Origin of the sequence: Sporosarcina sp. P2 (assembly GCF_002743255.1) — a bacterium.
Classification (GTDB): domain Bacteria; phylum Bacillota; class Bacilli; order Bacillales_A; family Planococcaceae; genus Sporosarcina.
The window spans coordinates 52817-78144 of record NZ_PDYY01000007.1 but is presented as its reverse complement, the minus strand read 5'-3'; the positions used below and the strand labels follow the sequence as shown (position 1 = coordinate 78144).

General features: G+C 44.5%; 28 protein-coding genes. All 28 read right to left on the bottom strand.

The features are described 5' to 3' along the window. Positions 1-32 precede the first annotated feature (32 nt). The 28 genes from CSV67_RS08995 to rho all read right to left on the bottom strand — a co-directional run bounded on the left by CSV67_RS08995 (position 33) and on the right by rho (position 25256). Positions 33-689, bottom strand: coding sequence for a M23 family metallopeptidase (locus CSV67_RS08995; protein WP_199171340.1), 657 nt, complete (start codon positions 687-689; stop codon positions 33-35). A gap of 30 nt (positions 690-719) precedes the next feature. Next, positions 720-1667 (bottom strand): stage II sporulation protein D, encoded by a 948-nt coding sequence (gene spoIID / locus CSV67_RS08990; protein WP_099631263.1) that lies wholly within the window; start codon positions 1665-1667, stop codon positions 720-722. Between the two features lie 86 nt (positions 1668-1753). Continuing rightward, positions 1754-3049, bottom strand: coding sequence for a UDP-N-acetylglucosamine 1-carboxyvinyltransferase (gene murA, locus CSV67_RS08985; RefSeq protein ID WP_099631262.1), 1296 nt, complete (start codon positions 3047-3049; stop codon positions 1754-1756). Positions 3050-3554: 505 nt separating this feature from the next. After that, positions 3555-3788 carry a DUF1146 family protein gene (locus CSV67_RS08980; RefSeq protein ID WP_198166009.1) on the bottom strand — a complete coding sequence of 78 codons (234 nt, stop codon included), beginning with the start codon at positions 3786-3788 and terminating at the stop codon, positions 3555-3557. Between the two features lie 77 nt (positions 3789-3865). Beyond that, on the bottom strand, positions 3866-4270 hold the full coding sequence (locus CSV67_RS08975; protein ID WP_099631261.1) for a F0F1 ATP synthase subunit epsilon: 405 nt from the start codon (positions 4268-4270) through the stop codon (positions 3866-3868). Between the two features lie 24 nt (positions 4271-4294). Further along, entirely contained in the window at positions 4295-5710 is a 1416-nt protein-coding gene (gene atpD, locus CSV67_RS08970; protein WP_099631260.1) for a F0F1 ATP synthase subunit beta, read from the bottom strand. A gap of 33 nt (positions 5711-5743) precedes the next feature. Beyond that, positions 5744-6601, bottom strand: a complete 858-nt coding sequence (atpG, locus tag CSV67_RS08965; protein ID WP_099631259.1) for an ATP synthase F1 subunit gamma — start codon at positions 6599-6601, stop codon at positions 5744-5746. 42 nt (positions 6602-6643) lie between these two features. Beyond that, positions 6644-8155 (bottom strand): F0F1 ATP synthase subunit alpha, encoded by a 1512-nt coding sequence (gene atpA, locus CSV67_RS08960; protein ID WP_099631258.1) that lies wholly within the window; start codon positions 8153-8155, stop codon positions 6644-6646. Between the two features lie 24 nt (positions 8156-8179). Next, entirely contained in the window at positions 8180-8716 is a 537-nt protein-coding gene (locus CSV67_RS08955) for a F0F1 ATP synthase subunit delta (protein ID WP_099631257.1), read from the bottom strand. Further along, positions 8713-9264, bottom strand: coding sequence for a F0F1 ATP synthase subunit B (gene atpF, locus CSV67_RS08950; protein WP_369802736.1), 552 nt, complete (start codon positions 9262-9264; stop codon positions 8713-8715). The genes CSV67_RS08955 and atpF overlap by 4 nt, the downstream gene beginning before the upstream one ends. A gap of 146 nt (positions 9265-9410) precedes the next feature. Beyond that, positions 9411-9623, bottom strand: coding sequence for a F0F1 ATP synthase subunit C (gene atpE / locus CSV67_RS08945; protein WP_029053447.1), 213 nt, complete (start codon positions 9621-9623; stop codon positions 9411-9413). Positions 9624-9693: 70 nt separating this feature from the next. Further along, positions 9694-10404 carry a F0F1 ATP synthase subunit A gene (atpB, locus tag CSV67_RS08940; RefSeq protein WP_099631256.1) on the bottom strand — a complete coding sequence of 237 codons (711 nt, stop codon included), beginning with the start codon at positions 10402-10404 and terminating at the stop codon, positions 9694-9696. A 32-nt stretch (positions 10405-10436) separates the two neighbouring features. Further along, a complete protein-coding gene (locus CSV67_RS08935; RefSeq protein ID WP_099631255.1) occupies positions 10437-10805 on the bottom strand; it encodes an ATP synthase subunit I in 369 nt (122 codons plus the stop codon). A gap of 705 nt (positions 10806-11510) precedes the next feature. Further along, entirely contained in the window at positions 11511-12629 is a 1119-nt protein-coding gene (gene wecB / locus CSV67_RS08930) for a non-hydrolyzing UDP-N-acetylglucosamine 2-epimerase (RefSeq protein ID WP_099631254.1), read from the bottom strand. Positions 12630-12644: 15 nt separating this feature from the next. Next, complete coding sequence (upp, locus tag CSV67_RS08925; protein WP_085132710.1) at positions 12645-13274, bottom strand: uracil phosphoribosyltransferase; 630 nt, start codon at positions 13272-13274, stop codon at positions 12645-12647. 372 nt (positions 13275-13646) lie between these two features. Continuing rightward, positions 13647-14900: a serine hydroxymethyltransferase gene (gene glyA / locus CSV67_RS08920; protein WP_099631253.1), complete on the bottom strand. Its 1254-nt coding sequence runs from the start codon at positions 14898-14900 to the stop codon at positions 13647-13649. 55 nt (positions 14901-14955) lie between these two features. Next, a complete protein-coding gene (locus CSV67_RS08915; protein WP_199173163.1) occupies positions 14956-15501 on the bottom strand; it encodes a TIGR01440 family protein in 546 nt (181 codons plus the stop codon). 18 nt (positions 15502-15519) lie between these two features. After that, positions 15520-15960 carry a ribose 5-phosphate isomerase B gene (gene rpiB / locus CSV67_RS08910; protein ID WP_099631251.1) on the bottom strand — a complete coding sequence of 147 codons (441 nt, stop codon included), beginning with the start codon at positions 15958-15960 and terminating at the stop codon, positions 15520-15522. Positions 15961-16283: 323 nt separating this feature from the next. Beyond that, positions 16284-17576, bottom strand: a complete 1293-nt coding sequence (locus tag CSV67_RS08905) for a methyl-accepting chemotaxis protein (RefSeq protein ID WP_099631250.1) — start codon at positions 17574-17576, stop codon at positions 16284-16286. After that, complete coding sequence (locus CSV67_RS08900) at positions 17573-18019, bottom strand: low molecular weight protein arginine phosphatase (RefSeq protein WP_099631249.1); 447 nt, start codon at positions 18017-18019, stop codon at positions 17573-17575. The genes CSV67_RS08905 and CSV67_RS08900 overlap by 4 nt, the downstream gene beginning before the upstream one ends. A 55-nt stretch (positions 18020-18074) precedes the next feature. Then, positions 18075-18578, bottom strand: a complete 504-nt coding sequence (locus CSV67_RS08895; protein ID WP_158232907.1) for a manganese efflux pump MntP — start codon at positions 18576-18578, stop codon at positions 18075-18077. Positions 18579-18657: 79 nt separating this feature from the next. Next, positions 18658-19689, bottom strand: coding sequence for an L-threonylcarbamoyladenylate synthase (locus tag CSV67_RS08890; protein ID WP_199173161.1), 1032 nt, complete (start codon positions 19687-19689; stop codon positions 18658-18660). 60 nt (positions 19690-19749) lie between these two features. After that, positions 19750-20319, bottom strand: coding sequence for a stage II sporulation protein R (locus tag CSV67_RS08885; RefSeq protein WP_099631247.1), 570 nt, complete (start codon positions 20317-20319; stop codon positions 19750-19752). Positions 20320-20366: 47 nt separating this feature from the next. After that, entirely contained in the window at positions 20367-21218 is an 852-nt protein-coding gene (gene prmC, locus CSV67_RS08880; protein WP_099631246.1) for a peptide chain release factor N(5)-glutamine methyltransferase, read from the bottom strand. Beyond that, positions 21211-22287, bottom strand: coding sequence for a peptide chain release factor 1 (prfA, locus tag CSV67_RS08875; protein ID WP_099631245.1), 1077 nt, complete (start codon positions 22285-22287; stop codon positions 21211-21213). The genes prmC and prfA overlap by 8 nt, the downstream gene beginning before the upstream one ends. A gap of 92 nt (positions 22288-22379) precedes the next feature. Continuing rightward, the gene (locus tag CSV67_RS08870; RefSeq protein ID WP_099631244.1) at positions 22380-22976 is read right to left on the bottom strand and encodes a thymidine kinase; all 597 of its coding nucleotides are present in this window, start codon (positions 22974-22976) and stop codon (positions 22380-22382) included. Between the two features lie 341 nt (positions 22977-23317). Next, the gene (gene rpmE, locus CSV67_RS08865) at positions 23318-23533 is read right to left on the bottom strand and encodes a 50S ribosomal protein L31 (protein ID WP_099631243.1); all 216 of its coding nucleotides are present in this window, start codon (positions 23531-23533) and stop codon (positions 23318-23320) included. Positions 23534-23975: 442 nt separating this feature from the next. Further along, the gene (gene rho / locus CSV67_RS08860) at positions 23976-25256 is read right to left on the bottom strand and encodes a transcription termination factor Rho (RefSeq protein WP_099631242.1); all 1281 of its coding nucleotides are present in this window, start codon (positions 25254-25256) and stop codon (positions 23976-23978) included. Positions 25257-25328 lie beyond the last annotated feature (72 nt).

The following is a 25328-nucleotide window of genomic DNA, read 5'->3' as shown; positions in this document are numbered from 1 at the left end:
TCCGGGGGCTGGAATGGCTTGAGTGCTACGTATTAAAATGCTAGGAAATCGTGTGGGTTTACAGATACGCCATCTTGCTGGATTTCAAATTGCAAGTGGACGCCTGCTTCAGGGTTCCATTCATTCTGAGTGGTCGTGGCAAGCACTTGTCCTTGTTGGACGACGTCGCCTTCTTTAACGAGTACGCCTGTTAATGAGCCATAAATCGTCGTCTTACCATCCGCGTGTTTCAATCTAACTTCTGTTCCTTTGAATGAATCCACGATGACTTCTTCAACTGTTCCACTCATTGCCGCTACGGCTTCGAATGGTTCACCATCCATCGATAGAGAAAGTCCTTTGCTGGTGACGTACGTCTGGTTGAATACGAGTAGTGCTTTCTCACGCACTGCTTCGTCTGCTTCTGCATCATAAAATTCTTGTAAGATGGCGACTTGCTCTACTTTACTTTCATCGAATGGATACTTCAGTGTTTCTTTTGTTGCGTTTGTTTCTACCGTACCGCTTTCTTTTGGCTGATCTACTTTTGCCACTTCAGACGGGACAGAATCTTCCGTCGTCAATGCGGTGTATCCCCATACCATGCCGATGAATAAAAGCGCTACGCTCGTATAAATGGCAGGCCAGAACCAGCCGTTCTTCGTTTTCTTGTTCTCCTGAGAAGGGGCCTTTGGTTTTTCTTCTCGCATATTCATCACCTCACTTGCATTCTTTGCAAGTTACGGGGATTTTAAACATCGATCTTCAGGTAAATTTATTTTTTGGATTTTTGTGCCTGTATAATAGTGTGACACGATTTGATCTGCGGTCCATCCTTTTTGTGCGAAGGCTTCTGCACCGTATTGACTCATCCCGACGCCATGGCCATAGCCAACGGTCGTAATATGGACGATTTGGTTGTTAATGTCATACGCAATATTGAAATCAGTTGAAGCCAAATGAAGTTTTTCTCGAATTTGCCGTCCGCTCGCTTCATATTGTCCCGCTATGATTTTCTGGACACGTCCGGTTTGATTGCGGACAAGCTTCAGCTCTCGAAATTGATTGGCGCCCCAGTTGAAACCTAGTTTTCGATTCCATTCGGTCAATGTTAGTTCTTGCTTGCGCTCCACGGTAGGTGCTACCTCTTCTTCACCGGGACTTTCAACGCTCTGCAAATATTCGACCGGATTGCCGCTGAAGTTTTGCGCGGCTTCCGTTTTGCCATTAGATGTAGAGAAGAACATGGCCGATATAATTTCTTCCCCGTACACAATAATTTGGCCTTGCGTCTCTTTCGCAGCCTGGCGAACTTTCTTTTCATTGTCCTTGAACGACTTGCCCCAGCGCTCTTTACGTTCAGCTTCCGTACGGTAAACTTGCGCGGAGACATCTTTAGCAATCGGCTTGATTCCTTTATCGGTGTTTCTGGCGGCATATGTGCGGGCTGCAATGACTTGCGCTTTCAGTGCTTCTGGATGAAAATCGGCAGGCATCTCACCTGCTACCACTCCGACCACATACTCTTCAAGCGGAATCGGCTCGTCCACACCTATGACCGTGATCAGCACATCGCAGTACTTCTCCTCTCGTTGGTCTACCAGTTTGAATTCTGGCGCTTGTCTTACTAGAACCGGAATAAAAAATAATGTGAGAATGATGAATAAAAGCAATAGTTTTTTGTACATACTGGACTATATGTTGTGAGGAGATTGTGTATTCATCGTGAAGAATGAAAAAACCATGAACAGCAAACTGTTCATGGCTTCGATCTTTATACTAATTGAGATTCCGTAACTTCTTGTTCAGTTGAGACACGTGTTATGTCTGCACCTAGTGCTTTGAGCTTCTTATCGAAGTCTACATAACCGCGATCCAAGTGAATTAATTCAGTCACACGTGTCACGCCTTCTGCTACGAGTCCAGCTAGGATGAGTGATGCAGCGGCACGCAAGTCTGTGGCTGCGACTTCCGCACCTTGGATTTTTGAAGGGCCTGAAACAATAACAGAACGTCCTTCGATTTTTACATCCGCGTTCATACGGCGGAATTCTTCAACGTGCATAAAACGATTTTCAAATACAGTTTCCGTTAACACACCGATACCGGTAGCTGTTAACATCAATGCCATCATTTGTGATTGCATATCAGTTGGGAAACCTGGATGCGGCATAGTCTTCAAATCGACTGCCTTAAGTGGATGATTCGCTCTCACACGAATTCCTTCATCCAACTGAGTAATTTCTACGCCCATTTCCGTCAATTTGGAAATTAATGCTGTAGAGTGTTCTGGTACTGCGTTGTCGATTGTCACGTCTCCACCCGTAATGGCTGCAGCTACCATGAATGTCCCAGCTTCGATACGATCCGGAATAATATGGTGAGTCGATGCATACATTGTCGTTACACCTTCGATACGAATATTATCCGTACCCGCACCTACTACTTTACCGCCCATTTCATTGATGAAATTCGCCAAGTCGACGATTTCAGGTTCTTTAGCAGCGTTTTCAATGATGGTTGTACCTTCAGCAAGAGCAGCAGCCGTCATAATATTTTCTGTTGCGCCTACACTTGGGAAATCCAAGTAGATTTTCGCGCCTTTTAATCGGCCGTTTACTTTCGCTTCCACATGACCATGTCCAAATGTAATTTCTGCTCCCATCGCTTCGAAGCCTTTCAAATGTTGGTCAATAGGTCTTGAACCAATTGCACAGCCTCCTGGCAATGCGACACGCGCGAATCCGTTACGCGCTAGTAACGGTCCCATTACTAAAATGGATGCGCGCATTTTACGTACAAATTCAAATTGTGCTTCGTCTGCTAGTCTTCCACGTGAATCTACGATGACTTCCCCTTTTTCCGGATCATGCGTGATTTTTGCGTTCAAACTTTTAAGCACTTCATTAATCGTCCGTACATCTGATAGATTTGGAACGTCACGAATGACATTCACTCCTTCAGATGCTAATAAAGCAGCAGCCAAGATCGGTAATACCGCGTTCTTCGCACCTTCTACACGTACGTTCCCTTGTAAAGTCCGTCCGCCGTTAATAATAATTTTTTCCACCAGTAGCCCCTCCGAGTCCAATTTATCCTTCACCCACAGCCTATTATCAGTAATCGTCTATAAACATTTTCATTGGTGTTGCAGTTCATTTGTTAAATTCAAATTCCACATATAAAACATATACTATTGTACCTTGGAAAACCTTACTAAACAAGTAACTTCCGGCGCAGTTTTGTGTTATTTCTTGCGTGATGTAGTATATGTGGGGATCTGACACAAAGTGATTGCATTTGATCATTCATTTATAGCAACATTACTGTTATTACCCGCTAATTCTACATTTTACACGCAATGGGTGATATTTTTATTACATGTATATTACAGTTTAAGCAAAATAGAGAGCGTTTTGAGATTTACGTCTCCGTTGTTGACAAGCAGTGAATTATTTAGTCTTTACTTATTCATGTAAAAAAACCACACCATATCTTGAACTTCTGTTTTAATTTCCTTCAGCTAGAGTTCTGTATTCCGTCGGTCATACCGATAGAGCTTCAGCTGGAGGAAATCAAAACCAAGTTGCCCATCTTCCTGACCAGTAGGATATGTCTAAAAAGAATTTTGATACGGTGGAGCCGATAGCAATACTTAACAAAATAAACAAAAGTTGTGTTTGGAACACGCGGTTTTTCCGTATGATGTTTTCTGGCAAGATTGCTTGTAGAGCGACGAAACTTATGCCGATGAAGAATATATGCGATACGATCGCGAGTAATGGATTGCTCCCTAGCATGCTGTCCATTGTTTCCACTCCTCTTTTCTAGGATATAGAGAAAAAGGGCAGACAGAGATTGTCTGTCCGCCCATTTCATTTATAGATTAAATACGTTGCTCATACACTTGCATGCGGTTGATAGCACGTTTTAAATCAAGCTCTGCTAATTTTTGACTAAGGGCGTCAGTTTTGTTCTGAAGATCTTGTTCAGCTTTTTCAGCAGCTTTCTTTGCACGTGCAATATCAATGGACTCAGCCAGTTCCGCACTCTGTGCCAATACAGTGACAACTTCAGGACGGACCTCGATGAAGCCTCCGTGGACTGCGACTGTTTCTGTTTTGCCATCTGTTTTTAGGCGAAGTGCACCAATTTGAAGCGGCGCGACCATCGCGATGTGACCGGGTAGAACCCCGATCTCACCAGCTTCGGTAACTGCAATCACCATGTTCGCATCCATTTCAACAACAGGGCCGTCGGGAGTGACGATATTCACTTTGATTTTACTCATTTTTTTCCCTCCTGGTCCCTTTTCTTAGACTTCTACACCCATTGCTTTTGCTTTTTCGATAACTTCTTCGATACGTCCAACTAAACGGAAAGCATCTTCCGGTAAGTGATCATACTTACCTTCTAGAATTTCAGCAAAGCCTTTGATTGTTTCAGGAACTGGAACGTACGAACCTTTTTGTCCTGTAAACTGCTCAGCAACGTGGAAGTTTTGTGACAAGAAGAACTGAATACGACGCGCGCGATCAACGACCTGCTTGTCATCTTCATCTAACTCGTCCATACCTAAGATTGCGATAATATCTTGCAATTCACGGTATCGTTGAAGAGTTGTTTGTACTTCACGTGCTACACGGTAGTGTTCCGGTCCAACGATTTCTGCACTCAATGCACGTGAAGAAGAAGCTAGTGGATCAACAGCTGGGTAGATACCCATCTCTGAAAGTTTACGCTCCAAGTTCGTTGTTGCATCTAAGTGAGCGAAAGTTGTTGCCGGAGCTGGATCCGTATAGTCATCCGCTGGTACGTAGATTGCTTGGATCGATGTAACCGATCCTTTATTTGTAGAAGTGATTCGCTCTTGTAACTGACCCATTTCAGTTGCCAATGTCGGCTGGTAACCAACCGCAGAAGGCATACGTCCAAGTAGTGCAGAAACTTCAGAACCTGCTTGTGTAAAGCGGAAGATGTTATCGATGAACAATAGAACGTCTTGTCCTTGCTCATCACGGAAATATTCAGCCATAGTCAAGCCAGAAAGTGCTACACGCATACGTGCGCCTGGTGGCTCGTTCATTTGACCGAATACCATTGCCGTTTTCTTGATAACGCCTGAATCTGTCATTTCAAAGTACAAGTCATTTCCTTCACGAGTACGCTCTCCAACACCAGCGAATACGGAAATACCACCGTGTTCTTGTGCGATGTTGTTGATTAATTCCTGAATTAGAACTGTTTTACCAACTCCAGCACCACCGAAGAGTCCGATTTTACCACCCTTGATGTATGGTGCTAGCAAGTCAACTACTTTAATTCCCGTTTCAAGAATTTCTACCTCTGTAGAAAGGAATTCGAATGTTGGTGCAGAACGGTGAATTGGGTCACGTTGTGAATCGGCAGGAACTGGCTCACGCAGGTCAATTTCCTCACCTAGTACGTTAAATACACGTCCGAGTGTAACGTCGCCGACTGGAACAGAAATTGGTGCGCCTGTATTAATAACTGACGTACCGCGTTTCAGACCATCTGTCGAGGACATCGCAATCGTACGAACTGCATCATCACCAAGGTGAAGTGCTACTTCTAAAGTCAATACTTCAACCACTCCGTTGGAACGATCGATATTAACCTTCAATGCGTTATAGATCTCTGGAAGTTGTCCGTTTTCAAACTTTACGTCAACAACTGGACCCATAACTTGAAGAATATGTCCATTACTCATGCTTTTCCCTCCTGTCTTACTGTTTCAAATCTATTATTCGAGTGCTGCTACGCCGGCTACGATTTCAGTGATTTCCTGAGTGATCGCTGCTTGACGAGCGCGGTTAAATTGTAATGTTAACGAATCGATTAGGTCAGACGCATTGTCTGTCGCCGTCTTCATCGCTGTCATACTGGAAGCATGTTCGCTCGCTTTTCCATCGAGTACCGCTCCATAAATGAGGCTCTCCGTGTATTGTGGGAGAAGTGTTTCGAGAATCGCTTCTGCTGAAGGCTCGAACTCATAAGATGATGAAGCTGATACAGATGAAATATCTGTGAGTGGAAGCAATTTACGTTCAGTTGCTTCGTTGGAGATGGCGGAGATGAAGTGGTTGTAATACAAGAACACTTCATCGTAAACGCCTTCTGTGAACATGCCAACAGCCCGATTCGCGATATCTTTTACTTCTTCAAAACGAGGGTGATCCGAAAGTCCGATCAGGCTTTCTTCAATCTGGAAGCCCAGACGGCCGAAGAATTCATAGCCTTTACGACCGATCGCGATAATGACCACTTCATCTTTCGATTTATGGCGTTGTTCGATTGCACGGGTAACCGCACGGAAAATGTGCGAGTTATATCCACCAACAAGTCCACGGTCAGAAGTAACTACGATGTACGCAGACTTCTTTACGGGACGTGCAGTTAATAAAGGATGCCCTGAATCTTTCGTTACGGCTGCAATAGCACCCACCACTTCTTCTACTTTATCCATGTAAGGTACGAATTTCTTCGCATTGACCTCAGCACGGTTCAGCTTGGAAGCAGATACCATTTGCATCGCTCTCGTGATTTGACTCGTCTTTTTTGTTGAAGCAATACGGCTTTCTATCTCGCGTAAGGACGCCACTGGCTATTCACCACCTTTATTTTAAGATCCATTCAAGGAAAATTAAGCTTCAGAAGTCACAAAGTTTTTCTTGAATTCGTTGAACGCTGCGCTCATTACGTCATCAGCTGGAAGATCTTTCGTTGTACGGATATGATCATACACTTCCGTATGGTTGGATTCTAACCAGCTAGTGATTTCACTTTCAAAACGCAATACGTCTCTTACTGGAATATCGTCGAGGTAACCGCGTGTCAGTGCATATAGACTGATTACTTGGTATTCGACTTTCAACGGCTTGTTCAAGTCCTGCTTCAAGATTTCAACTGTGCGGTGACCGCGGTCCAGTTTCGCTCTTGTAGTAGGGTCAAGATCCGAACCGAATTGTGAGAATGCTTCTAGTTCACGGAATGCTGCCAAGTCCAAACGAAGTGTACCGGCAACTTTCTTCATTGCTTTAATTTGCGCTGATCCACCAACACGGGATACGGAAAGACCAGCGTTGATCGCTGGGCGTACACCTGAGAAGAATAGGTCAGACTGCAAGAAGATTTGTCCGTCTGTAATAGAAATTACGTTTGTTGGGATATAAGCAGAGATATCTCCGGCTTGTGTCTCAACGAACGGCAGTGCTGTAATAGATCCTGCTCCTAGTTCGTCATTCAACTTTGCAGCACGCTCAAGTAGGCGGCTGTGTAGGTAGAAGACATCCCCTGGATATGCTTCACGACCTGGAGGACGACGAAGTAGCAAGGACAGTTCACGGTAAGCTGCTGCTTGTTTAGATAGATCATCATAAACGATTAGCACGTGCTTGCCTTCGAACATGAATTCTTCTGCCATCGAGATGCCTGTATATGGTGCCAAGAATAGCATTGGCGACGGGCTTGATGCAGATGCAGTAACTACGATTGTGTAATCGAGTGCACCGTTTCTGCGTAGAGTTTCAACAACTCCACGAACAGTAGATTCTTTTTGACCAATTGCAACATAGATACAGATCATGTCTTGGTCCGCTTGGTTTAGGATTGCGTCAATTGCAACAGTCGTTTTACCTGTTTGACGGTCACCGATGATTAATTCACGTTGTCCACGACCGATCGGAACAAGAGCGTCAATCGCTTTAATTCCTGTTTGCAATGGTTCGTGAACTGATTTACGCGCCATAACCCCTTGTGCAGGGCTTTCGATAGGACGAGTTTTTGTTGTATTGATTGGACCTAGTCCATCAACCGGTTGTCCAAGTGAATTGACTACACGTCCGATCAATTCTTCTCCGACTGGTACTTCCATAATACGGCCTGTACGACGAACTTCATCGCCTTCTTTAATGTCTGTGTATGGCCCAAGGATAACGATACCTACGTTGTTCGCTTCCAAGTTTTGTGCCAGACCCATTACGCCGGTAGAGAACTCAAGAAGTTCCCCCGCCATGACATTGTCGAGGCCATGAGCAAGTGCGATACCGTCACCTACACGGATTACAGTACCTGTTTCACTTACTTCCATTTCAGACTGATAATTTTCGATCTGTTGTTTGATCAGACCGCTAATTTCCTCAGCTTTGATGCCCATGTATGTCACCCCTCTTAATTCAAATTAATTGATTAATTGACGTTCCAGACGCGCCAGCTTTGCACTGACACTACTGTCGTAAATTTGGTTGCCGATCTGAAGGCGAATGCCACCGATCAAGCTTGGATCAATAATGTTCTCGATATGCAATGATTGTTTTCCTACTTTGTGCGCAAAGGCAGTAGAGATAGCTGTACTTTCTTCAACTGATAGCAAACGTGTAGAGTAGACTTTCGCTTCGGCAACTCCGGAAGCCTCGTTAGCGAGTTCCTGGAAGTCTTCGATTAGATTGCCTATTTCTTCAATACGGCCTGCATCGATCAACACATATAGTGTGTTCAATACAAGTTGGTTTGCTCCACTGAAAAGTTGCCCAATCAATTCTTTCTTCTTCTCAAGAGAAAACTTTGGCGAAATTAATAACTCGTCAAATTGTTTTTCATCAGCGAATACTTTTTGTAATTCTTTTAGATCAGCTTGCACGGAAAGCGTTTGTTGCTTTTCCTGCGCTGCTTCAAATAATGCAACGGCATAGCGTTTTGCGATTACCGATTGGCTCATCGCCCTTCGCCTGCCTTCACAATCGTTTCTTCAATCAATGCGCGGTTGTCTTCCTCAGAAATTTCTTTCCCAAGAACCTTAGACGCAGCCAAGATAGAAAGAGATACGAATTCTTCGCGAACTGCTGCAACTGCTTTCTCTTTTTCAGTAGCAATTTCAAGAGTTGCAGATTCTTTCATACGGTTAGCTTCAGCGCGTGCAGCCATAATCAGCTCTTCACGTTGAGTATCACCTTGTTTCTTCGCATTCTCTACGATAGATTGTGCGCTTTCGCGTGCTTCTTTTAATAGAGCACGTTGCTCTTCAAGAAGCTTTGCAGATTCTTGACGACTTGCTTCGGCTTGTTCGATCTCCGTAGCGATTAATTGCGCTCGTTGATCCATCACGCCCATTAACGGACCCCATGCAAACTTCTTTAGAAGTACCATGAGAATCGTGAAAAATACTACAGTGACGATAATGTCGCCTAAATTTAGACGTTGGTTTAAACTTGCTAAAAATCCTGCGTCAGCGTTTGCTGATAAGAGGACGAAGGTATCCAACACGATTGTTTCACTCCCTTCAAGAGCTCATGACTCTTTCGTTTCTTACTCTAATTGGAACATTCTATTATTCAGATCTATCAGTTGTTTAAATGTTGACATAAAGCAATGGCGAAGACCGAGACTGCATGCTTCGCCATATAACACAAATATTATTTGTTCATTACGATAAACGCGATAACAGTTGCGATGATTGGAAGTGCCTCAACCAATGCAACACCAATGAACATTGTTGTTTGTAGAACGCCACGTGCTTCTGGTTGACGAGCGATCCCTTCAACTGTTTTAGAAACGATTAAACCGTTACCGATACCTGCACCAAGTGCACCTAGACCAACTGCAATAGCTGCTGCTAATAAACCCATACCTGCCATTTTGTATTTCCTCCTAATATTCTTTGTGGTTTTGTTCCCTGATAACAGGGTAAATATATGTTTAGTGATCTGTGCTGACTTTGTGAGCCATATAGACCATCGTTAACATAACGAAGATAAATGCTTGGATCGCCCCGATGAATACCGAGAAACCGAGCCATGCAAGTGCTGGTATAACAGCTCCGGCAAGACCGAAGATGCTTGAAGCACCCAATGTTGCAAGTAAACCAATCAAGATTTCACCTGCGAAAATGTTACCGTAAAGACGAAGACCAAGTGTCAACGTGTTTGCGAATTCCTCAATGATCTTTAGTGGTGCCAAGAATGGTATTGGCTGGAAATATGATTTCAAGTACTTGCCCATTCCGAGCTGTTTCACACCATAGTAATGCGTTAACGCAACAACTGTAGCAGCGAGGGTTAACGTGATAACTGGATCGGCTGTCGGTGATTTCCACCAAAGTTGGTCATCCCATACGATTGCGAATGGAAGTCCAATCATATTTGCAACGAAGACAAACATGATCAAAGTGATGCCTAGTACGTGGAAGCGGCCTCCCGTTTTCCAGTCCATGTTATTTTTGATGATGCCTTTGACAAAGTCCATGACCCACTCCATGAAGTTTTGCATACCCGTAGGTTTCATTTGAAGCCGCCGTGTAGATGCAACTGCAATCAGGAAGACAATCAGACACGTTACAAATAACATCAGTATATTCGATGGGTTAAACCCGATTCCGAATAAAATAAACTGTGGATTTTCATGATTCACGTTTTTGTTCACCTCCCCTTGCTAGTAAAGTGTCATTGCTTCCAATGGAACAGCAGATGACCAGTAAACAGCAATGCATAGGGTATCATTAACCCGATTACCGTGCTGATCAGATCAAACTCCTCCGGCATAACGAGTGCAATGGCCGTAGCCCCTACACCTGATGCAAAACGTAAGCCCATACCTAATGACTTCGCTCGCTTCCCTTCATCGATAGAGCGGTCAAACCGTTCCATCCGTCGAACGAGAATCCAAAAGTTATACATACCGAAAAGTGAACCTAAGATGAGCCCAGCGAAGATTGTCCGGTAGTCCAAGAAGAACCAACCGAGCACGAACAATGCAAGCAAAAAAAAGAAACTCTTCTTCTGCTGTTTGAAAATTTCCTGCATACTTTGCATTGTCGATTCTCCCAATTCGTATTTTGGATTACAGCGTCTGAAGTGTTCAGTAATTCCCGACTTGTGTCGAGCGTTGAGTCTTTGTCGTTTTGAGATTTTTCAACGACATAGATTCCTTGTGAAGAAATCTGGAAATTGTAAGTGAATCGCCTTTTCCGTCCACCAGGTGACGTTGCCATGTGCGACGTCTACAATGTGTTAGGAAGTAGCGCTTCCGAGTGAAGACTTGAAACCTACGAAACATGATTTCTGTACTCAATTTATGTATGAGTTCCTTATCAATCTTACCCTTTGTTAGCATACAATAGAGGGTTTTTTATGTCAATTGATTCAGGTGAATAAATTCACAATGTGTTCTCTTTGTCAAACATTCGACATATTTGTTTTCTGGCTATATATGGTTACTTTATTGTTTTTTTAGAGTGGAATATTGTTAATGTTTTTAGAATGAAATGTTCTGGGGTACATGGGTTTATTACTATGAAATGCTGACGAGGTGTCGGGGGTAGGCATTGGCGCTTCGGAAGGGACGCTTCCCATGGGCCCGCGCCAGGTCGCGAGCTCCCCCTGAGCAAGCCACACCGTCCGGAAAGCGTCCTCAGCTGGGGCTTCAATCCCAGCTACAAGCCCCCCTCCCCTCTCTTGTCTTAACAACTTTTTTGCAAAGAAAAAACAGCAGATGAAAGCTCTCTGCTGTTTTGAGTCTTATAGTGAATGTAAATACTTGAGTAGGGACTCTACTATTCGTGCTGATGCGTGGCCATCGCCATATGGGTTGTGGGCCTTGGACATTTTTTCATATTCCGCATCATCGGATAACAGTGCGTCGGCTAGTTGGAAGATGTTTTCTTCTTCTGTTCCCGCTAAGCGCAACGTCCCCGCATCGATACCTTCCGGGCGCTCGGTTGTATCCCTCAAAACAATGACAGGTTTTCCAAGCGAAGGTGCTTCTTCTTGGATACCGCCTGAATCTGTGAGGATGATGTGCGAACGCGCTGCGAAGTTATGGAAGTCCAACACTTCAAGCGGCTCGATCAGATGAATGCGGTCGTTGTCGCCTAGCAGTTCATCCGCCACTTCACGTACAGCTGGATTCATGTGTACCGGATAGATCACTTGAATATCATCGTGTTTGTCGAGCAAACGATTGATGGCACGGAACATATTGCGCATAGGTTCGCCGAGGTTTTCACGTCGGTGTGCCGTCAATAGCACCAAACGATCGTCTCCAAGCTGATCGAAAATCGGATGATGGTATTCAGGATCTACCGTCGTTTTCAACGCGTCGATTGCCGTGTTGCCTGTGACATAGATGCGCTCTTTGTTTTTACCTTCATCTAGTAAATTTTGCGCTGATTTCTCAGTTGGTGAAAAATGAAGATCCGCAATAACGCCCGTCAGTTGGCGATTCATTTCTTCAGGATACGGTGAAAACTTATTCCACGTACGTAATCCTGCTTCAACGTGACCAACCGAAATTTGATTATAAAACGCAGCGAGACTCCCGATAAACGTCGTCGATGTATCACCGTGGACAAGCACGATATCCGGTTGCGCTTCCTTCATTACTTTGTCCAAACCTTCAAGGCCGCGTGTTGCCACATCGATGAGTGTTTGACGGTCTTTCATAATATTCAAATCATAGTCTGGTGTGATGTTAAAAGTTTCCAGCACTTGGTCTAGCATTTGACGATGCTGCGCAGTGACTGTCACGATGGATTCGATTTCATCGGGGTGCTTTTCTAGTTCAAGAACAAGCGGCGCCATTTTAATAGCTTCCGGCCTCGTACCGAATATCGTCATCACTTTCCATTTCTTAGTCAATGAATGATCCCTCCATTATTTCGTGCCGAACAAACGGTCACCCGCGTCACCTAGTCCAGGGACGATATAGCCGTGTTCGTCCAGCTTTTCGTCAAGTGCTGCAATATACACGTCCACGTCCGGATGAGCTTTCGTCAGCACTTCGACGCCTTCAGGAGCAGCGACTAAACACATAAATTTAATGTTCACCGCGCCACGCTTTTTCATCGAATTGATCGCTTCGACCGCCGTTCCCCCTGTCGCAAGCATCGGATCCACTACGATGAATTCGCGCTCCGCCACGTCAGAAGGTAACTTTACAAAGTATTCAACAGGCTTTAAAGTTTCTGGGTCGCGGAATAATCCAACATGTCCCACTTTTGCAGCCGGAATTAAATCAATGATGCCATCTACCATGCCAATTCCCGCACGTAAAATCGGAACAATCCCCAATTTCTTCCCTGCCAAGATACGAGATTTAGCTTCGCAGACAGGTGTTTGAATCGTAATTTCCTGCGTTGGAAGATCCCGTGTAATTTCAAACGCCATAAGTGTGGCTAATTCGTTCACAAGCTCGCGAAATTCTTTCGTTCCTGTATCGGCCTTTCGTATAAACGTCAGTTTGTGCTGAATTAATGGATGATCAAATACATGTACTTTTCCCATTGGTATCGCTCCTTTTCGGAATATCTTGTACATTATAACAGAAATCGATCGTCAAGCGCAGTGAACTTGTATGATTTGTTGTAATGAAAATAATGCGAGAAGAATATTTAGTTTTGTGAAGAATCATATTTCTTTGGGGAGCGCTCTATAAGCTGGTCGATCCGCTCTATGTTTCTACTTGGGCGCTCTATAAGCCGGTCAAACCGCTCTATGTTTCTGCTTGAGCGCTCTATGAGCTGGTCAATCCGCTCTATCCTTCCACCTGAGCGCTCTATCAACCAGTCCAACCGCTCTATAACCCCCAATATCCGCCCATAAACACCCGCCCCCACATAAAAAAACGCCTGACACAAGGTCAAGGCGTTAGTTTTCTTACTTATATAAAGGGTGCTGATCCGTTAGAGCTGTAACAGCTTTGCGTGCTTCGTCTTTTGCTGATGGGTCTTCGTGGTTTTTCAATAATGTTGCGATGATACGTCCCACTTCCACCATATCTTCTTCTACGAAACCACGAGTTGTAACAGCTGGTGTACCGATGCGGATACCTGAAGTGATGAATGGTCCTTCTGTATCGAATGGTACCGTGTTTTTATTTACTGTAATACCGATTTCGTCTAGTACGTGCTCTGCTACTTTTCCTGTTAGGTCAAGTGATTTTAGCTTCACAAGTACAATGTGGTTGTCTGTGCCACCAGAAACAACGTCGATACCTTCTGATTGAAGTTTTTCAGCCAATGCTACGGCGTTTTTCTTCACTTGTTGTGCATATTCTTTGAATGAAGGATCCAATACTTCTTTGAACGCTACCGCTTTTGCAGCAATTACGTGCATTAAAGGACCACCCTGAACGCCTGGGAATACGGTTTTGTCAATTTTCTTGCCAAATTCTTCAGCTGTTTCTTCATTCAATAGAATGATACCGCCACGTGGTCCGCGCAATGTTTTATGCGTTGTGGATGTCACGAAGTGTGCATGTGGAACTGGGTTTTGATGCTCACCTACTGCGACTAGACCCGCAATGTGTGCCATATCTACCATCAAGTATGCACCGACTTCATCCGCAATTTCACGGAATTTTGCAAAGTCGATTGCACGTGGGTATGCACTTGCACCCGCAACGATCATTTTCGGCTTGTGCTCAAGCGCTTTTTGGCGAACATCTTCATAGTCGATCACTTCTTCTTCTTTTGTTACACCGTAATCTACGAAATTATAAAGCTTTCCAGAGAAGTTAACTGGTGAACCGTGTGTTAAGTGGCCGCCGTGGGAAAGGTTCATCCCAAGAACTGTATCGCCCGGCTCAAGTGCTGTGAAATACACAGCCATGTTGGCTTGAGCACCAGAGTGTGGCTGTACGTTTGCATATGCCGCACCGAAGATTTCTTTAACGCGATCGCGTGCGATGTTTTCGACTACGTCTACGTGCTCACATCCGCCGTAGTAACGCTTGCCTGGATATCCTTCAGCATATTTATTCGTCAGGTATGATCCTTGTGCTTCCATTACCGCTTCCGTTACGAAGTTTTCAGATGCGATTAATTCGATGTTCGAGTTTTGACGGTTCTTTTCAGCCATGATTGCTTCATAAACTGCTGCATCATTGCGTTGTACATTGCTTAAGTCCATTGGATAGTATCCCCTTTTTTCTGATAGTTTTATATTTTCTTGTATTGTACACGGTTTATTCGTATTTCGCACGACTTCCGCCAATTAATTTTGGACGAGTGGTCGCAAGTGTGATGACCGCTTCACCGATTTTATTAATCGACGTGCGGATCGGTACTACAACCGGCTTCATTTGCATGCCAATTAACGTTTGTCCGATGTCGATACCTGCATTTGCTTGCACCGATTCCACTACGACGGGATCGCTAAATTGCTTGTACGCATAGGTAGACATCGAGCCACCCGCCTTAAAAACGGGTACGACGGATACAGGTTCCAAATGAAATTGCTGCGCCGTCTTGCGTTCCAATGTGATGGCACGGTTAATATGCTCGCAGCCTTGGAAAGCTAAATGTACATGGTATTTATCCGCGAACGCTTGGAGCGGCGCGAATAAAGCCTCTCCTATTTCAAGTGCGCCGTTCGTGCCGATGCGCGCACCTGCCACTTCAGAAGTAGAACAGCCGACGACGAAAATCGTCCCTTCGGCAGGTGGTGCTTGTTCGGCAAATTCGGTCAATGCTTGTTCTAGCTGCAGTTTCCATAATTGAATGGCATCCACTTGTTCCACCTGCTTTCTTTAGTTCTTTTCAAGTTCCATCATTTTATTTATACGGCGCTCATGACGGCCGCCTTCAAATTCTGTTTCAAGCCAAGTGCTAACGATTTCTCGTGCCAGCCCTGGTCCAATAACGCGTTCCCCCATTGCTAACATGTTGGAATCATTATGTTCGCGTGTTGCTTTAGCGCTAAATACATCATGAACGAGCGCGCAACGGATCCCTTTGATTTTATTGGCGGAAATGGACATGCCGATTCCTGTGCCGCAAATCAAGATTCCGCGGTCTACTTTCCCCGCTACGACGTCGTTCGCTACGGGTATTGCATAGTCTGGATAATCGACGGAAGTGTCGGTATCCGGTCCGTAGTCGATATATTCTATGTCGAGTTCGGTTAATAGATTGGTGATCTCTTTTCGGAGATTGTTGCCTCCGTGGTCTGAAGAAATTGCAACTTTCACTGCGCACCCTCATTTCTATTTTTACTTATCGCTTATTCTATCATTGTTCAATAAAAAAATCATCGGTTTTACTGTACTCTTTTTGAAATTTTCATTTTGAAACGTTGAAGTTTTGTCATAAAGACGAATGTTATATGAATAAAACTAAATCATCGTACGTGTTTTGGAACTACAAAGTCGTATTCACCTCGTTGCAAGAAGAAGATCAGGCACTTAATTCGGAATTTTCCACCCACCGGATCTGCGCGAGTACCTTGACCCCTGCTTCACAAATAAAAAAAAACGATCCAGAGCGTAAAACTCCTCAGCATCGTCATGATTTATTACACGGGCGTTCGGTCGAACTTCCGGATCACTTTGTGCAACTCTTCCGATTGCTCCTTCAGCTCCAACGCCTTATTTTTCGTTTGATCTATAGACGCTACCTGCTCTTCCGTGGCCGCGCGAACTTCTTCTGCTCCCGCTGAAGTATGCTCTGCAATCATCGCTACTTCTAGCGACTGCTTGGCCGTAAGCTCGATCGTCTGCATTTGGTTGCTGACGATTTGGCCAATTTCTTCTACATAATGCGCCATCGTTTGAATGGTGGCGGTCATCGTTTCAACGTTTTCATTTGTTTTCGTCGCACGTGTAGCCTCAGTGGATGCCGTTTCTACTTGTTGCTTCATTTCCGCTACGACTTGTTTGACGTCAGATTGGATCGTTTGAACAAGTCCGGAAATCATCTGGACGGCATTTGCACTTTCATCCGCTAAGTTACGAACTTCTTCTGCCACGACAGCGAAGCCTTTACCATGCTCTCCTGCCCGCGCCGCTTCTATAGAAGCATTTAACGCCAGTAAGTTTGTCTGCCCCGCGATGTTGCCGACAAGTTCCACGATTTCGCTGATCTTATGCGCATTTTCATCTAGTACTTGTATCGTTTCCAATGAATGCTCGCTTTGATTGCTCATTTGATGAATCCCCGCTAATACCGATTGGAAAATTTCCGTTGTCGCGTGTAATTCTTTTAACATCACTTTAGATTGCTCGGATGATTGTCCCGCTCGATGATTGACTTCCACAGCCAGTTGACGAATATCTTCAATCGCATTGACTGTTTCCCGAATCGACTCCGATGTGTTTTCTGCACCATTGGAAATTTCACCAATAGTGCGCGCAATGGCATCGGATTGGCCGGACGCAGCGCTTGTCTCATTCGTCAATTCATCGACAGATTGGGCAGTAGCTTGAAAGTTGGATTCAATTTGTTCAATAATGCTGCGTAAATTGACGACCACTTGTTGGAATGCTTTGGAAACGGAATGAATTTCATCCGATGAGTTCGGCAACTGAATGTCCGCACCGATTTTCCCATCCGCCACCTTCATAGCGGCAGTTTCCAAACGTTGCAACGGCTTGGTCAAAATGGTACTGAACATGGCCGCTAAAATACCCGACCACATAATGCCCATCGCATATGTAAGCAGTTGAAAAACGAATGGCCGTACATTTGGAAAGAAAGTTGGCTGTACCCAGTTAATGAATACAGCACTTGTCGTATACGTAATGATTGCTAGAATCACAATAAATAAGACGAGTTTCGCCCGTAGTCCTACTTTTTTCGGTTCGTTCATAAGTTCCCCTCCGCTTGTTGTCGGATGACGGAGTTAATGAGTTGAGTCAGCTCATGAAATGTGGTGCGGTAGGTTTCCAAATCACCACCATATGGATCATGCACATCAAGACCTGTCATTGTACCCGCGTATTCTTTTAACGTAAACACTTTTTCTTTCATTGCAGGAAAACGACTGTGCAGGAAATCTCGATGATTCGCTGTCATCGTTAAAACAATATCCGCCCACTCCATATCAGCAGACTTGACTTCATTAGAATATGGAGTAAAAGAGATTTTTTCTTCCGTCAGCAACTGTGCGGAGTTTGCGGAAATCGGCAAGCCATCTATCGCATGAATACCTGCTGATTTCGCAGTAATACCTGGCACATTGGCATGATTGACTAACGCTTCTGCCAAAGGACTTCTACATGTGTTGCCTGTACAAATAAAATAAATATTCATTTTCTTCACCTACTTTACAGAATAACGGATTTATGAGAGAAAAGATACACTATTTTTAATAAATAAAGGACAATACACCCATACATATGAATACGATACCTGCTAACCTTCGAATAAATGTACCATTAATTACACGCAGACGGCCTGCGGACAAGAAAGCAATAGCCGAAAACGTAAAAGAAAAGAAGCCCGATACGAAAATAAACAGCCATTTATTCAGTTGCATCATACCGAATGTCACACTCACCCCGAATGCATCCACACTGACGATCAGCGCTAAGAAAAACGGGGAGATTTTATTGACCACTGACGGTTCATCGCTGTCCGAGAGAAGAATGTGAAGTCCGATGAGTGAAAGCAGTACACTCGAGAGCGCATGGCCCCATCCCGCGAAATAGATCATCGCCCATTCCCCTGCGTAGAAACCGATAAGTGGCAGCAACATGTTCAGTATAGTAGTCCACAGCAAGATCATCAATCGACCCCGCCGCAGTTGGAGAAATGTATAGACGATTAGGATATCGATCGTTGTAACGATAGCCGCTATGATTTCTATCAAAAAATAAGCCCCCTCGCAAGTCTCGCATCTACTCATCCTATGCGGTTGCTGAAGGAGGCTATTCATCATTAGCGAAATGTTATTCAGTGAAACGCTTGCCGTCTGAAGCTTTATCGAGACGATTCATAACCGCTGCACCGATACCCGAATGATCAGTCTCAACGGCGAGAATCATATCTGCCTCTGTATTGTCGCATTGACGAATTGCTTTATAAAGACTTGATGCCATCGCTTCACGACTATGGATAGAGCCTGTGGAAAAGTACCAATCCGCTTGTTCTGTGTATAACTCATCAGGTCCGATGATTGCGACACGTTTATTTTGTTGATGAATGGTCTTTAGCGCATGGGCAATAGAATTCGCATTCGGCTCGATGATCAACAGCGGTGCTTCAGGTGCGTAATGGATATATTTCATCCCCGGCGCACGTGGTGTTGACGTTTGATCTGCAGGTAACGTGGACATATGGACTGTGCCAATCAAATCCTCCAATTGCTCCTTCGTAATACCGCCCGGCCGCAAAATGACAGGCGGTGTAACCGTGATATCCAAAATGGTGGATTCAAGGCCTACCCCTGTCTCACCACCATCCAAAATCAACGGAACTCTACCAATTAAATCATGAAAGACATGATCCGCTTCCGTCGGGCTTGGCTTGCCGCTACGATTTGCACTCGGTGCTGCTAACGGCTGGTCTAATTTGCGCAGTAAGGCCAAAGCTATCGGGTGGTCAGGCATGCGGATGGCTACTGTACTAAGTCCAGCCGTGACGACATCTGCAATGACCCCAGGCTTTTTCTTCATAATTAACGTCAATGGACCTGGCCAAAATGCTTTCATTAATATGTTTGCAATTTCTGGGATATCGGTTGCGTATTTTTCAATGTCTGACTGGTTCCCAATATGTACGATCAGCGGATTATCTGAAGGTCTTCCTTTCGCTTCGAAGATCCGCTGTACTGCTTGCTCATCAGTCGCAATGGCTCCCAAACCGTAAACTGTTTCAGTCGGAAAGGCAACAATCCCCCCGGAATTCAGGATATCCACAGCTTGTTCATAGATTCTATCGTTATCCACTAGGTTATCCACTATTTCCCGCATAGTGTCCACTTGCTCAACCCCTCTTTATACACATTTTCTCTATCTTATCCACAATAAATGTGAATATGTTCATTTGAACAGCGACTTTATCCACTCCCAAACGAAGAATGTAACAGGTTCTTGTTCTTCTGTTTCAGTCACTGTCGCTTCTTCTGGGAAGCAAACATTCGGAAACAATGAACACCACCAATTATCGCCTCGACCTGCTCCGATTTTTACAACATAGGCATCGTAAACGTCTTGCGGCTGAATGAAATACCCTACCCGTTTCGGTGGAATCACTGCGGTACTGTGCTCAAGCGTTACATGCGCGCCATTCACTTCTGCTTTCGCGATTGCAAGAAGCGTTGGCTCTAACATTTGAAGTTTATCATTTATTTGCTGCACGTTTGTCGATTGATTGATCGCCTGTTCAAGTAATGGCGCAATTTTTTCTTGCACATCTCGTTTCACTTGTTGATCTGCCACAGTATTAGAGTTTGCAAGAATACGAAATTGCGTCGCTTCACTTGTAGCTGCCTGCTGACCAAATACAAGCAACACCGCTTGAATAGTAAGTAATATAAGTACAAATTCTATAAACGCCAATAGTTTCGAAGTTTGATTCGGTTGTTGGTTAATCGGATAATCTTGTAACATGTCATCCCCTCCTGCACTCTATCTTGACCCGCAGGAGGAGATTTTATTCATCGAATCTCACAAAATATCATTCGATCTTTTTTATTGATATCTTGAACGATTTCCACTGTCGCTTCCGGAAAGGATTTTTGTAAGTATTCTTGTACAATAGCTCCTTGCTGATAGCCGATTTCAAAACCGATAAGCGCAGGATGATTCATCAGCGGCGATAAGTTTTCCGCTAGTCTACGATAAAAATAGAGACCTTCTTCTTCAGCGAACAGCGCAGTTTGCGGTTCGAAATCGTAAACAGTTGGTGACATAACGGATTTTTCATGTTCCGCGATGTACGGCGGATTGGATAGGATGATATCCCATTTTTGCGATTTCAACGGTTCTTCCATATCCCCTTGCATAAAGGTTATATCTGCTTCATTACGCCCAGCATTGCGTTTTGCGACTTCAAGCGCCATTTCACTGAAATCAGTGGCAGTTACTTTTGCAGTCGGTCGTTCTTTTTTGAAGGCGACAGCAATCGCCCCACTTCCCGTTCCAATATCCGCCACTTGAATGACTCGATCTCCAAATAATTGGTTCGCTCGTTGCAATGCATAATGGACGAGTTCTTCCGTTTCAGGACGTGGAATCAGGACGTGTTCATTGACCTCAAATAAATAGCCGTAAAATGACTCTTCACCGAGAATATATTGAATGGGTTTACCGGTCAATAATTCCGTGATGATTGCCCAGAATTGTGAAGACGTTTCGTCCGAAATATGTTCACGAAAACTGGCTAAATAATTAGCCTGACTCATTCCTGCAACAAAACGCATCGCCATTTCAGCTGCATGCGTGTCCATTTCGCGTTCCTGCAATAATTGCTGTGCTTGTTGCACAGACTCAAGAACGGTCTTAGTCATTGCGATCCAAACTTTCCAAGCGATGTGCTTGTTCTTCTATAATCAACGCATCGATTACTTCATCCAATTTCCCTTCTATAATCTGATCGAGTTTTTGGATGGTCAACCCGATTCGATGGTCAGTCACACGATTTTGCGGGAAGTTGTATGTGCGAATACGCTCTGAACGATCCCCTGATCCAACGGCAGTTTTCCGTTTTTCATCGTATTCGGCTTGCACTTCTTGCATAAACTTATCGTAGACACGCGCACGCAAGACTTTCATCGCTTTTTCTTTATTTTTAATTTGAGATTTTTCGTCTTGAATCGATACTGTCGTACCCGTCGGCAAATGCGTAAGGCGCACTGCAGACATGGTCGTGTTGACGGATTGTCCACCCGGCCCCGATGAAGCGAATGTATCGGTACGGATATCTTTATCATGAATTTCAATTTCTACTTCTTCCGCTTCAGGCAAGCACGCAACAGTAGCAGTCGACGTATGTGTACGCCCCCCCGATTCCGTTTCCGGTACACGTTGCACGCGGTGCGCTCCATTTTCGTACTTCAACTTGGAATAGGCCCCTTTGCCATCAATCATGAAGATAATTTCTTTAAAACCGCCAAGTTCAGTTGGCGAAGAATCGATGACCTCCACTTTCCAATGATTCATTTCCGCGTAGCGTGTATACATACGATATAAACTACTAGCAAACAATGCCGCCTCGTCCCCACCTGCAGCGCCACGGATTTCCATGATGACACTTTTATTGTCATTTGGATCTTTTGGAATCAGCAATACTTTTAATTGTTCTTCAAGAGACTCGATACGGTCTTCGAGTTCATCCATTTCCATTTTGACTAATTCTTTCATTTCGTCATCAAGTGGCTCATCTTGCATTTCTTTTGCATCGTTATATTGAGTGTAAACATTTTTGTATTCACGGTATACTTCGACCGTGTCTTGTAAATCAGATTGTTCTTTCGAATAGTTTCGTAATTTATCCAGATCATTTACGATTTCCGGGTCACTAAGTAATTCATTGAGTCGATCATAACGGTCTTCCACTGCCTGCAGTCTATCGAACATAGTTGGTTCACCTCTTCTGAAATTATGGGGTATATACTAGTATATAGCAGAACCGTCTATCCTTTGTTGCTTAAGGATAGACGGAAATATGTTTATTTTACATGTTGCGCACGACTAACGGGCACTTCGTGGTGCTTGCGGCAACGTGGTTCGTATGCTTCGGATGCACCGACAAGAATGATTGGATCATCTTGGCATGCGGGTTGTCCATCTATTAATCGTTGCGTTCGGCTCGAAGGCGATCCACAAACGGTACAGACCGCTTGGAGTTTTGTCACCAGTTCGGCCACTGCCATTAATTCTGGCATCGGTCCGAACGGTTCGCCTCTGAAGTCTTGATCGAGTCCTGCAATGATCACGCGAAATCCGCGATCAGCGAGTGTGATCGCGACCTCAATAATATCTTGGTCGAAAAATTGAGCTTCATCAATGGCGACCACATCGAAATCATCTGACACGAGGTTCGGTATTTCACTCGCCTTGGAAATAGGATTGGCGATAGTGGATGCACCGTCGTGGCTGACAATTGCTTCCTCGCTATACCGATCATCAATTGCTGGTTTGAATACCGCAATCTTTTGTTTGGCAAATTCTGCCCGGCGAATGCGGCGAATGAGTTCCTCCGATTTACCTGAAAACATACTGCCGCAGATGACTTCCATCCAGCCGCCTTGCATTGAAACGTACATGGTCAATCCCCTTTCGATGTTGTGCTTATGTATACGTGGTGATGCGATAGAGCGGTTAACGTGCGGCTATGAGCGGTTGGACACGCAGATAGAGCGCATAACGCGTGGCTATGAGCGGATAAACACGCGGATAGAGCGCATTACGCGTGGCTATGAGCGGATACACACGCGGATAGAGCGCATTACGCGCGACTATGAGCGGGTAAACACGCAGATAGAGCGCATTACGCGCGACTATGAGCGGGTAAACACGCAGATAAAGCGGGTAACGTGGAACTACGCAATAAATTAATAAAAATACCCGTCTGGCATGATTGCACCTGACGGGTATCTGGCTTTTATTACTCTTGTCCTTCTGACTTGATGCCGTATTTTTTGTTGAAACGGTCAACTCGTCCATCTGCAGTAGCAAACTTCTGACGGCCAGTATAGAATGGGTGACATTCTGAGCATACTTCCACTCGAATATCTTCTTTTACAGAACCTGTTTCAAATGTATTGCCACATGAGCAAGTTACTGTTGAAAGTTTGTAATTGGGATGAATTCCTGCTTTCATCGATATCTCTCCTTTCGCCCTGAACCATCTGGAACAGAGTGTGAAATTATGGATGTTTTATTAACCAGTTGTCAATAAAACGATCGATGCCGTACACGACCCGTGTTTGTCAGCCGTATATGCGGTGTACAGAAATACTGTACTTGATTAGTATAGCAAAATCCGATACGTTGTGCAACTGTTTGATTTGGATATTTAATGGGATTGACGGACTTGGTAATGAGTCGGATTTCCGCTACAACTGGGGGACGCTTTCCGGAGGGCCACTCGTTGAGCCAACCAGGTCGTGAGGCTCCCTTTTGGTTGTCTCAACGCTTGGGCTGATCCTCCTGGAGTCGTCTCCCAGCTTTCGCTGCAATCTTTACTTAGTAAGTACGCATATCACTCATTTACATTTAATTAAGAACAAAACAAGAAAATCCAAACCCTAAATTTTAGTAAATCAGATAAGTCCTTTGCCTTTTTTCGCTTTCATTTCTTCGTTAAGCTTATTGAAAAATTCTTCATTGGTTTCAGATTGGCTCAATTTTTTCATGAAGCGTTCGGTAAAGTCGTGGGAATCTGAAAATGTCTTTCTGATGGCCCACAGTTTTTCCAAGTTGTCTTTCGGAATGAGTAGTTCTTCTTTTCGTGTGCCCGAGCGACGGATGTCGAGTGCCGGGAAAATTCTGCGTTCGGCCAGGTTGCGGTCTAGGTGTAGCTCCATGTTGCCAGTTCCTTTAAATTCCTCGTAGATGACTTCGTCCATGCGCGAGCCGGTTTCGACTAGGGCTGTGGCAAGGATGGTTAAGCTTCCACCTTCTTCGATGTTACGTGCAGCACCAAAGAACCTTTTTGGTCGATGGAAGGCCGCTGGGTCTATTCCTCCGGACAGTGTTCGGCCGCTCGGTGGGATGACTAGGTTGAATGCACGTGCCAGCCGTGTGATAGAGTCCATTAAGATAATGACGTCACGTTTACTTTCGACAAGACGCATTGCGCGTTCGAGAACGAGTTCCGCTACTTTAACATGGTTTTGTGGCACTTCATCGAATGTGGAACTGACTACGTCTGCTTTAACTGACCGTTCGATGTCCGTTACTTCTTCTGGTCGTTCGTCGATCAGTAGTACAATGAGTTCCGCATCGGGATGGTTTGTTGTGATTGAGTTGGCGATTTCTTTCAACAACATCGTTTTTCCGGCTTTTGGGGGGGCGACGATTAAGCCACGCTGACCAAATCCGACTGGAGAGACAAGGTCCATGATACGTGTGGAAACATTGTTCTTTGATGTTTCCAAATTAATTTGACGGTCTGGATACAAGGGTGTTAATGCCGGGAAATGAACGCGTTCACGTGCGACTTCCGGATTTTGCCCGTTGACTGCTTCCACTTGTAGTAAACCATAGAAACGTTCGTTTTCTTTTGGTGGACGGACTTTACCTGTTACTTTGTCACCGTTACGTAGATCAAAACGACGGATTTGAGATGCGGAGATGTAGATATCTTCCGAACTGGATGAGTAATTAATAGGACGTAGGAATCCGTATCCTTCCGTTTGAATAATTTCGAGGACGCCTTCCATGAAGAAGAAACCTTCTTGTTCAGCGCGAGATTTTAATATAGCGAAGACCAATTCTTTCTTTGTCAGTTTGCTATAGTTGGTAATCTTAAACTGCTTTGCCAGAGAGTAAAGCTCTTTGAGCGTCATATTCTCGAGGTCCGCGAGGGTAATCATTGTCATCTATGCGTACACCACTCTTCATTTATTGTATAGAATATTTGGCACAGTAAATAGAAAGGAGAGTACGTAATG